Source organism: Gemmatimonadaceae bacterium (genome assembly GCA_035633115.1).
GTDB lineage: Bacteria > Gemmatimonadota > Gemmatimonadetes > Gemmatimonadales > Gemmatimonadaceae > UBA4720.
On sequence record DASQFN010000038.1, the window covers coordinates 1 to 1,942 of the forward strand.

A 1,942-nucleotide genomic window follows, 5' to 3' on the forward strand; every position below is an offset into this window, starting at 1 on the left:
AAATGCGAAAAGCTCTGGAATTTGCCCGCGATGGTGAGACCGAAAGTAGTCTCGGCGATGAGCAACGCGAAGAGGAACTGCTCGCGTTGCGCCTGTCGCTGGTAGTTAAGGTAATCGTCAACGGTCTCGATGAACTTCGGCGCCTTGAGCAGGAAGTGCTCACCAAGCACGGCCTCGGCGACGGCGAACAGGATCAGAGCCGTCTTCTTGTTGAGGCACTCGAACTTGCTGTGCGTGACCTCGCTGCGCTGCTTCGGATTCGCCGCAGCGTTCAGTGCTGAACTTAGTATCCCGGCCACGGCAATGCACCTCCTTGCTGGTGATTGAGCTTAAATGGTTTCTGATTCTGCTCGCAGATTTCGCGTGCCGCCCAGAGGGCCAGCGTGTAGATAGTCACTTGCGGGTTAGCGCCCAAGGCCGTCGGAAAGATCGAAGCGTCCACGACCCAGAGGTTTTTCTTCCCCTTGAACGTGAAGTCGTTGTTGACGCAGCGGCGCTTGTCTTCCTTGTGCATCTGGCACCCGCCCATGACGTGGACTGTGAAGATCGACACGCGCTGAGGCTCGGTGAAGTTGATCTTCCTGATTTCGTCGAAGCTGTCGCCGGGCTTAACCTCCAACGGCGGGTTCCGCATGATGTAAACCGAAGTCGCGCCGGCGGCGAGGTGAATTCTGGTCATCATCACCAGACTCTCCTGCATGGGCTTCACGTTGGCCTTAGGGATTTGGTAGTCCAATTGGGGATCCCGGTTCTCGTCCAATTCGACCGTGCCATACTTCTCCTTGTCGTCGAATCCAGTCGTGTGGTGAGCGTAGGAGATGGCGCCGGTCTGATAGTAATCGCGCATGATGCGATGCAACTCGTCGCCGTGTTGGAGCGTCGCGGAGGCGGAGAGAACAGGGAAGAAAGAGCCCGTTTCAATGAGGTAACCGGTCGGGCCGGGCGCGAACTTTGGCGTCCACATATTGTCGGGCACGCCGTAAGCGGGCAGGGTCTTTTCAGGGTACTTGCCGATGGTGATGGTGACGGGATGGATGTGCGTAAACCTGCCGACGCGTTTGTCGAGATCGAGCTGTGAGCGCAGGAGGATACTGGGCGTACCAATTGCGCCGGCAGCGAGTACCACGCCCTTCGTGGGCTTTACGATCAGCTTGCCATTCGTCGGGCGGGTCTTACCGTCAATGAAGTGGGCCTGCACTTCGCGAATGCGGTCGTCGCTGCCCACGAGCCGGTCGACTTTCGTATCCGTGTAGATCGTCGCGCCCAGCGCGACCGCGTCCGGCAGCCACTTCACGAAGCCGCTCATCTTGCGATCATAAGGACAACCCACCCCGCAGCTCCCACACTCGCGGCACTTGTGCGTGTTGTTAGGCAAATTTTCGTGGGGGATATCGTGGCGATCGCACCCTTTCATGAACTTTCGCGCTGACGTGTTGTACTTATCGTTGCGGACGATGGGCAGGTAGTTCACGACTTCGCGCAAGTACGGCTCGAGGTTCGGGCGCGTGAAAGGCAGACCGCGCTTCTGCCACTCGTCCAGTGTCTCAAGTCGCGGCGGCAGACATGCTGACCAGTTAACGGCTGTGCCGCCGCCGAGGCAGCGTCCCTGCAACACCTTAACGCCGCCGTTCTTCGTCAGCCGTGTGGCACCTTCCTGGTACAGCAGTTTGTACATCTCGGCCTCGCGCTCGTTGAGCATCTTCCGCTCCTGCCCGGGCGCTGGGCCCTTCTCCTTCGGAATGTTCGGCCCTTCCTCAAGCACCAGGACATCAAAACCAGCCTCCGCCAGCTTGAGGGCGCACACGCCGCCCGCCGCGCCCGAACCAATGATGCAAAACTCAGGTGTCAGCGTTCGGTCTTGTGTGACCTGGCGACCTTCAACAATCGCGCCTGCCATCGGGTCTGTCTCCTTCTCTAAGGAATAGTGGGGAATAGTGCCCCC

At 59.1% G+C, this 1,942-nt stretch carries 2 protein-coding genes; both read right to left on the minus strand.

Going from position 1 to position 1,942, the window contains the following annotated elements; genetic code table 11:
• Positions 1–299: hypothetical protein (locus VES88_03495; protein ID HYN80540.1), on the minus strand; the 299-nt coding region annotated here is incomplete at its 3' end.
• On the minus strand, positions 284–1,942 hold a 1,659-nt coding region (locus tag VES88_03500; GenBank protein HYN80541.1), incomplete at its 5' end, for a GMC family oxidoreductase. The genes VES88_03500 and VES88_03495, both read right to left, overlap by 16 nt.